The 8,233-nt window shown below is 70.4% G+C and carries 6 protein-coding genes; 3 read left to right on the top strand and 3 right to left on the bottom strand.

Annotated features, from left to right (window positions below):
- Both BGN97_RS00935 and BGN97_RS00940 read left to right on the top strand, forming a co-directional pair.
- On the top strand, positions 1 to 745 hold a 745-nt coding region (locus BGN97_RS00935; protein WP_292697244.1), incomplete at its 5' end, for a site-specific DNA-methyltransferase.
- A gap of 144 nt (positions 746 to 889) precedes the next feature.
- Complete coding sequence (locus BGN97_RS00940) at positions 890 to 1,219, top strand: response regulator (RefSeq protein WP_292697246.1); 330 nt, start codon at positions 890 to 892, stop codon at positions 1,217 to 1,219.
- A gap of 33 nt (positions 1,220 to 1,252) precedes the next feature.
- Here BGN97_RS00940 and BGN97_RS00945 read toward each other — a convergent pair whose 3' ends face one another.
- Complete coding sequence (locus BGN97_RS00945; RefSeq protein WP_292697248.1) at positions 1,253 to 1,720, bottom strand: hypothetical protein; 468 nt, start codon at positions 1,718 to 1,720, stop codon at positions 1,253 to 1,255.
- A gap of 406 nt (positions 1,721 to 2,126) precedes the next feature.
- Positions 2,127 to 3,020: a LysR family transcriptional regulator gene (locus BGN97_RS00950; RefSeq protein ID WP_292697250.1), complete on the bottom strand. Its 894-nt coding sequence runs from the start codon at positions 3,018 to 3,020 to the stop codon at positions 2,127 to 2,129.
- 90 nt (positions 3,021 to 3,110) lie between these two features.
- On the opposite strand from BGN97_RS00950, the gene BGN97_RS00955 reads away from it, so the two are divergent.
- The gene (locus BGN97_RS00955) at positions 3,111 to 6,563 is read left to right on the top strand and encodes a bifunctional proline dehydrogenase/L-glutamate gamma-semialdehyde dehydrogenase (protein ID WP_292697252.1); all 3,453 of its coding nucleotides are present in this window, start codon (positions 3,111 to 3,113) and stop codon (positions 6,561 to 6,563) included.
- A 158-nt stretch (positions 6,564 to 6,721) separates the two neighbouring features.
- On the opposite strand, the gene BGN97_RS00960 is transcribed toward BGN97_RS00955, so the two are convergent.
- Positions 6,722 to 8,158, bottom strand: coding sequence for a carboxylesterase family protein (locus tag BGN97_RS00960; protein ID WP_292697254.1), 1,437 nt, complete (start codon positions 8,156 to 8,158; stop codon positions 6,722 to 6,724).
- Positions 8,159 to 8,233: the final 75 nt, after the last annotated feature.

Genomic DNA, 8,233 nt, shown 5'->3' on the forward strand with positions numbered 1-8,233 from the left:
GTTCAACACCGGCCGTGCGCAGGAGCGGCGGGTCGTGACCGCCCGCCGGGCAGGTGACGAGCCCGAGGGCGAGGTCAGGCACGGGTTCCACGGCCTGGCCTACGAGCGGGTGCGGGGCATGCTGCGCGCCTACGACGACCGCTTCGACGACTACGGCGAGTTCCTCATGCCCCGGCTCGAAGAGGCCTGGCGGCTGCTCGCCGACGACGGCACGCTGTACCTGCACCTGGACTACCGCGAGGCGCACTACGCCAAGGTCATGCTGGATGCGGTGTTCGGCCGCGACGCGTTCCTGAACGAGCTGATCTGGGCCTACGACTACGGTGCGAAGTCCCGGCGGCGCTGGCCCACCAAGCACGACACGATCCTGGTCTACGTCAAGACGCCCGGCGGGCACTTCTTCGACTCGGATGCCGTGGACCGCGAACCGTACATGGCTCCGGGCCTGGTCACGCCGGAGAAGGCCGCCCGCGGCAAGCTGCCCACCGACGTCTGGTGGCACACGATCGTGCCGACCACGGGACGCGAGAAGACCGGATACCCGACGCAGAAGCCCGAGGGTGTGCTGCGCCGCATCGTGCAGGCGTCCTCACGACCGGGCGACCGGGTGCTCGATCTGTTCGCCGGATCGGGGACGACCGGGGCCGTGGCATCCGCCCTGGGCCGCGACGCCGTGCTCGTCGACCACAATCCCGAGGCGGTGCGCGTCATGCGCGAGCGGATGCCGCACGCGACGGTCCGCTGAATCGCCCTGAGGTCGGCCTTTCTTCCACAATCAGGACACGATGTCGCATTGTCCACAGCTACCGAGAAGCCCACGCTGCGCTGTCGGTGATTCTGCCTATCGTCTGCGGTAGTCATCGGCGCTCGCCCGAGGCAGAATAGGAGCATGATCGTGTCGCCTGACGTGATCGGAATGATCATCGCGCTCTTCGCCTTCACGCTGACCGTGCTGGGAGGCGTCGCCACCATGCTCGCGAAGCAGACCAAGACGCTGGACGCGCGCTTCGATCGGATGGAAGTCCGCATGGATCGGATGGACGGGCGGATGGATCGCTTGGACGATCGAATGGATCGGATGGACAGTCGGTTCGATCGGATCGACGACCGGTTCGATCGGATCGACGACCGGTTCGATCGGGTCGAGGGCGAGCTGGTCGAGGTGAAGATCGCGATCGCCCGCATCGAGGGACCGCGGCGCCACCTGCAGCAGCTCTGAACTCGCGCCCGCCGGCTCAGGGCGCCACGCGGTTCAGTCCCATCCCTCCGTTATCGCGCGAAGGCGCTCCTCAATGCGTAGACGCTCCACGACGCTCGCAGCGTGTTCGCTGCATAGCCATCGACCTTCGTACCGCTCCGATGTCATCTTTGTGCAGAGCGTCTTGAGCGTGATCTCCTCACAGCGTTCGCGACGTTCTGGGATCAGGTGCTGCGGCGCATCGGCCGCGTGTGTTGAGCTGTCGCCGTTGTACGGGTGCTCGGTGCACCGCCATTCGTATCGACCGCCTCCACCGAGCTGATTGCTCTTCGGGTCCCAGTAGCTGCGTACAGTCCATCGGCGCACGACGGTGACATCCGCGATGGGGTGTCGAACGCCCCAGCCGTCTGCGCGTCGACAGTAGGTGCACTCGCTCGTCAGAGGATCCCTGTCATCGCCACGGTCTTCGATCACGGTGAGCGGATATGCGGTATCGATCATCATGTCCTTGAAGAGCACCATCAGTTCGTTCCAATCCGGTCGCGCAGGCGGGTCCACTGCTCTGCGCACTCAGCACTTACCCGATAGTGGACCTCGCGTCCTCGCGCCGGACGAAGATCCTGCCCGCTGGCCCGCGTAAAGGGGGCGGCCGAGCCTTCCGGCAGATGGGCGTTCTTGTACCGATTGAGGTGGGTGCGGAAGATTCCGATCGCAGAAGCTTCGCGGCCAGTCCATTCCGCAAGCCGAGGGACGGTAACCCATTGACCGACTGCATCGTTGGACAGAATCGCGTCCATGACATCGCAGTAGATACGCGACGTCGTTGTGCCCGATGTCCGGCACCCCGGTCGGAGTTCCAATTCGCCGTTGGAGCACGACCGGGGTGATTGAACCCGGGAAGCGGCTGCATCCGCGGACGGAGCCCGGCTCAGGGCGCCACGCGGTGGTGCGCGGTCAAGGCCTCGCGCAGCGCGGTGCGCACCACCGTGACGGACTCGTCGGCGCGCGAGGAGGCGCGCACGGCGGTGAACACCTCGCGCACGGGGGAACCGGGCAGATCGGCGACGGTGAGCGGGCTGGGCTCGTCGCCCCAGATCAGGTCGGGCAGCATGCCGACGGCGTGACCGGATGCCACCAGTCGCACGTGCGCGGTCAGGTCGGCCGCCTCGTAGCGGATGTCGGGCTCGAACCCGGCCGCCCGGCACTGCTGCACCGCCCACTGCCGGGCGGCCGTGCCCTCGGGCTCCATCACCCAGGCACGGTCGCGGAGTTCGTGCAGGGATGCCGGATGCTCGGCGGGGGGCAGCACGATCCGGATCGGGTCCTCGCCCAGAAGGTCGTGCACCACGCCATCGCGCAGCTCCCGGGTGTGCCCCGGGTACTGCTCGGCGATCACCAGGTCGAACCTCCGCGCCCACAGCTCGAACAGGCTCTCCTCCGGCGGCAGCTCGGCCAGCTCCACGCGCAGGCCCGGCGCGCGCTCCGCGAGCACGGTGAGCGCCGCGGGCACGATCGTCTCCGCCGCCGTCGGCATCGCCGACAGGCGCACCGTCTCCCAGCCGGCGTGCGCGGCCAGCGCCGCTCGCGCCGCCTCGTCGAGCTCCAGAGCGCGCGCGGCGTGCTCCGCCAGCATCCGTCCCTGCGGCGTCAGCCGCACCCGTCGGCCGTCCGGCTCCAGCAGGGCCACGCCGGCCTCGCGCTCCAGCAGCGACAGCTGCTGCGACACCGTCGAGGGGGAGTAGGAGAGCGAGGCGGCGACCTCGGCGATCGTGCCGCGCAGCGCCAGCTCGTGCAGCAGCCGCAGGCGTCTCAGCTCGAACATCCACGTCCCTTCGATTCATCGATGACACCGAACATTATCCTTCATCAATCATCGCTTTTCGTAGAGGTTTGAACGCGGCATCCTGGGAGCATGAGCACCCCTGTGTCCGCTTCCGAAGCATCCGTCAACGACCTCGCCGAACTGGCCGACGACGCCGTCGCCCTCGTCAAGAAGTGGCTGGTCGACAGCCGTGAGGTCCCGGTGGATGCCGCAGGCCAGCGCCTCGCCGGCGTGCTGCGCGACCCCAACGGCCTGGACTTCACCGTCGGCTTCGTCGACGGCGTCGTGCGCCCCGAGGACCTGAAGGTCGCCGCCGCGAAGCTCAAGGAGCTCGTGCCGCTGACCCCCGCCTTCCTCCCCGGCATCATGAAGGGGGCGATCGGCCTGGGCGGCGCCACCGCCACGATGCTCCCCGGCATCGTCGTCCCCTCGGCGCGCGCCGTGCTGCGCCAGATGGTGCGCCACCTGATCGTCGACGCCCGCGACGAGAAGCTCGGCGCCGCGATCAAGCACATCCGCGAGACCCAGGGCGTCAAGCTCAACGTCAACCTGCTCGGCGAGGCCATCCTCGGCAAGGACGAGGCCGTCCGTCGCCTGGAGGGCACCCGCCGCCTGCTGCTCCGCGACGACGTGGACTACGTCTCGATCAAGGTCTCCTCCACCGTCGCCCCGCACAGCCCGTGGGCGTTCGACGAGGCCGTCGCGCACGCCATCAAGGCGCTGCACCCGCTCTACGAGATCGCAGCCAAGCCCGCCCGCGGCCCCAAGAAGTTCATCAACCTCGACATGGAGGAGTACAAGGACCTCGACCTCACGATCGCGGTCTTCACCGGCATCCTCGACCGTCCGGAGTTCAAGGACCTCGAGGCCGGCATCGTGCTGCAGGCCTACCTGCCCGACGCCCTCTCCGCCATGATCCGCCTGCAGGAGTGGGCGGCGAAGCGCGTGGCCGACGGCGGCGCGCCCATCAAGGTGCGCGTCGTGAAGGGCGCCAACCTCCCGATGGAGACCGTCGACGCCGAGTCGCACGGCTGGGAGCTGGCCACCTGGTCGACCAAGCAGGAGTCCGACTCCTCGTACAAGGCCGTGCTCGACTACGCCCTGCGCCCCGAGCACATCGGCAACGTGCGCATCGGCGTCGCCGGCCACAACCTCTTCGACATCGCGATGGCCTGGCTGCTCGCCTCCAAGCGCGGCGTGCAGGAGGGCATCGAGTTCGAGATGCTTCTGGGCATGGCATCCGCTCAGGCCGCCGTCGTCAAGCGCACCGTCGGCTCGCTGCTGCTCTACACGCCGGTGGTGCACCCCGACGAGTTCGACGTCGCGATCGCCTACCTCATCCGCCGCCTGGAGGAAGGTGCGAGCCACGAGAACTTCATGTCGGCCGTGTTCGACCTCGACGCCGACCCGAAGCTGTTCGAGCGCGAGAAGGAGCGCTTCCTGGCATCCGTCGCCGCCATGCCGACCGAGGTGCCCGGCCCGAACCGCACGCAGAACCGTCAGCTGCCCGCCGCTCCGGCGCCGCGCGACGGCTTCGTGAACACCCCCGACACCGACCCGTCGCTGGCGGCCAACCGCGAGTGGGCGGACGCGATCCGCGCCCGCATGATCGCCTCGAAGCTCGGGAACGACACCGTCGCCGCGAACACCCTCACCACGGCCGAGCAGGTCTCCGAGCGCATCGCGACCGCCGTCGCCGCGGGCGAGGCCTGGCGCGCCCTCGGCGCCGCCGGTCGTGCCGAGATCCTGCACCGCGCGGGCGACGTGCTCGAGGCGCGCCGCGCCGAGCTGCTCGAGGTCATGGGCTCCGAGGCCGGCAAGGTCATCGAGCAGGGCGACCCCGAGGTCTCCGAGGCCATCGACTTCGCGCACTACTACGCCGAGAGCGCCAAGGCGCTCGCCGACGTCGACGGCGCCGAGATGCACCCGGTCGGCCTGACCGTGGTCACCCCGCCGTGGAACTTCCCGGTCGCGATCCCCGCCGGCTCCACCCTCTCGGCCCTGGCCACCGGTTCGCCGGTGATCATCAAGCCCGCCCGTCAGGCCCGCCGCTCCGGCGCCGTCATGATCGAGGCGCTGTGGGAGGCCGGCGTGCCGCGCGACGTGCTGCAGTACGTGCAGCTCGACGGCCGCGAGCTGGGCACCCAGCTGGTCAGCGACCCGGCCGTGGGCCGCGTGATCCTGACCGGCGGCTACGAGACGGCCGAGCTGTTCCGCGGCTTCCGCCAGGACCTGCCGCTTCTCGCCGAGACCAGCGGCAAGAACGCCATCATCGTCACCCCCTCGGCCGACCTGGACCTGGCCGCCAAGGACGTCGCCTACTCGGCGTTCGGTCACGCCGGCCAGAAGTGCTCGGCCGCCTCGCTCGTCGTGCTGGTCGGCTCCGCCGCCAAGTCCGAGCGCTTCCGCCGCCAGCTGGTCGACGCCGTTCGCGCCTACGAGGTGGGCACGCCCGAGGACGGCTCCAACCGCATCGGCCCGCTGATCGGTCCCGCCGAGGGCAAGCTGCTCGGCGCCCTCACCGAGCTGCACCCCGGCCAGTCCTGGATGCTCGAGCCGAAGAAGCTCGACGACGCGGGCCAGCTGTGGACCCCCGGCATCCGCGACGGCGTGCAGCGCGGCAGCGAGTTCCACCGCGTCGAGTACTTCGGCCCGGTGCTCGGCGTCATGACCGCCGAGACGCTGACCGAGGCCATCGACATCGTCAACGACATCGACTACGGCCTCACCAGCGGCATCCACTCGCTGGACGAGGACGAGATCCAGCAGTGGCTGGCGAACATCCAGGCCGGCAACGTGTACGTGAACCGCGGAACCACCGGCGCCATCGTGCAGCGCCAGCCGTTCGGCGGCTGGAAGAAGGCCGCCGTCGGCGCCGGCTCCAAGGCCGGTGGCCCGAACTACCTGGTCGGCCTGTCGGAGTGGACGGATGCCCCGGTGAAGACCACCCGCCCGCTGGACGAGCTGGGCCTCTCGGCCGCTGCGCTCGTGGAGGGCGACGACGCCGCGTGGCTGCGCGGTGCGCTCGCCACCGACATCGACGCGTGGGGTTCCGAGTTCGGCGTCGTGCGCGACGCGACCGGCCTGGTCACCGAGCAGAACGCGCTGCGCTACCAGGCGCTGCCGGTCACGGTCCGCTACGAGGGCACGCGTCTGGCCGAGCTGGTGCGCGTCGTCGCCGCAGGGCTCCGGGCCCGCTCGCGCGTCACCGTGAGCGCAGCATCCGCTCTGCCCGCTGCCGTCGTCACCTGGCTGGGTGCGCACGACGTGACCGTCGTGACCGAGGACGCGGATGCCTGGGGCGCGCATGCGCGTCGCCTGTCCGGCGCCGGCGGTCGCGTCCGCGTGATCGGGACCACCGCCGCAGCGACCGCCGCGGCCGTGAACGGCTCGCCGAGCCTGGCGATCTACGCGAACCCGGTCGTCGCCGCCGGCCGCGTGGAGCTGCTGACCTTCCTGCGCGAGCAGGCCGTGTCGGTCACCGCGCACCGCTTCGGCACGCCGCACCGCTACGAGATCCCGCTGCTCGAGCCGGTGCGCTGAGCTTCGTCGCGTCGCGGGTTCCTGAGCGAGGAGCGCAGCGACGAGACGAAGGGCGCCCTGTCGCAGGCCCCTGGTGCTCTGGGTCCTGCGGCAGGGCGTCGTCGTATCCGCGCGGCGGAGCAGCCGCCCTGTGGCGCCCCGGGCCTCGGGCGGAGCGGCTAGACCAGGGGCAGGGCGTCGTCGTAGGCGCTGCGCGAGAGTGCGGGCTGGTCGCCGAAGATCCGCGTGATGCCCGGCTCGCTGCGCCAGGCAGGCCAGCCGGGATCACCGGAGGTCACGAATGCGACGGCCGCCGAATGCATCTCGGATGCCAGCGACTGCGGCGGGTTCGCGCCCGTCATCTTCGCGACGTGCTCCTCGCGGAGGCAGTCGAACCAGAACGGCACGTCGAGGCAGTGATGCGACCAGCCGTTCACCGGGGAGCTCCAGGCGAAGCGGTAGACCCAGGTGCCGGCGTCCCGCCGTGTCTCCGCGACCCGCACGACCAGCGAGCGGAAGATGCGATCGGTGACGAAGCGCCCCAGTGCGGGCCCCGCGCCGCGACGCGCACGGTTGGACCGCCGCCACCGGCGGCGCAGCGCGCCGGCCTTCTCCACGACGCGCAGCGCGAGCGGGACGGGCACCCATCTGAGGGCCCGCGGCGCGTTGTCGAAGATCATGGTGAACTCGTCGTCCGTGGCCCCCAGCAGCAGCGGCTTGCCTGCCCCGCTCCCCGCGGCGAACGAGTCGACCGTCGGACGGGTGATGAGGTCGCCGTCGATCACCGGTCCCCAGGGAAGGCCGTCGGTGAGCGTGGCGGTGGTGGCAGCCAGCCCCTTCTTGCCGAGCAGGGATGCCTCGAACTGGCGCCGGGTGAGCGCGCGCTCCTTCACTCCGCGGAAGCCCTCCAGGGTCGGCTCGCATCCGACCATCGAGGCGAGCAGTTCGCTGCGGGCGCGGGCGCGCTCGCGGGGCAGGTCGCCGAGAGCTCCGCTGATCGAGATCCCGGCGTGGAACAGGTGCTGTGCGGCAGGTATCCCGAACAGCGTGAGCACGGCTCCGCCGCCGGCGGACTGGCCAGCGATCGTCACGCGGCCCGGGTCGCCGCCGAAGGAGGCGATGTTGCGCTGCACCCACTCGAGCGCCGCCATCCAGTCGCGCACACCGCGGTTGTCGGGGACGCCGTCGATCACGCCGAACCCGTCGAAGCCGAGCCGGTACGAGATGGTCACCAGCACGACGCCGTCCCGGGTGAACGACGCGCCGTCGTACCACGGGCTCGCGGAGGATCCCGCCGAGTAGCCGCCGCCGTGGATCCAGACCAGCACGGGTGCGCTGCCGTCGAGGGCGGGCGTGAACACGTTCAGGTTCAGCGTCGCCGTGCCCGGCACGCTCGGTTCGGGGATGATCGCGTTGTCCTCCGGGCGGCGCTGCGGCGTCGGCCCGTAGGCGGTCGCATCGAGCGGCTCGGTCCAGGGCGTCACCGGCTGCGGCGGCTGGAAGCGCCGCTTTCCCGTCGGCGGAGCGGCGTAGGGGATGCCCAGGAACGCGAGTGATCCGTCGCCTCGACCGACTCCTCGGACGGGCCCCTCAGCGGTGTGCGCGATCTCGTCCACGAGTTTCTCCTATGTCAAGGTTCAGGCCGCGAGCGGGAGGCTCGCGGGGGTTTCGATGGGTTGCTGGTCAGCGTG

Origin of the sequence: Microbacterium sp. 69-10, assembly GCF_001897945.1 — a bacterium.
Classification (GTDB): Bacteria; Actinomycetota; Actinomycetes; order Actinomycetales; family Microbacteriaceae; genus Microbacterium.

Bases quoted from the DNA above. Each gene is read 5' to 3' on its own strand.
- BGN97_RS00940 (WP_292697246.1), top strand. From the start codon at position 890: ATGATCGTGTCGCCTGACGTGATCGGAATGATCATCGCGCTCTTCGCC.
- BGN97_RS00945 (WP_292697248.1), bottom strand. From the start codon at position 1,720: ATGGTGCTCTTCAAGGACATGATGATCGATACCGCATATCCGCTCACC.
- BGN97_RS00950 (WP_292697250.1), bottom strand. From the start codon at position 3,020: ATGTTCGAGCTGAGACGCCTGCGGCTGCTGCACGAGCTGGCGCTGCGC.
- BGN97_RS00955 (WP_292697252.1), top strand. From the start codon at position 3,111: ATGAGCACCCCTGTGTCCGCTTCCGAAGCATCCGTCAACGACCTCGCC.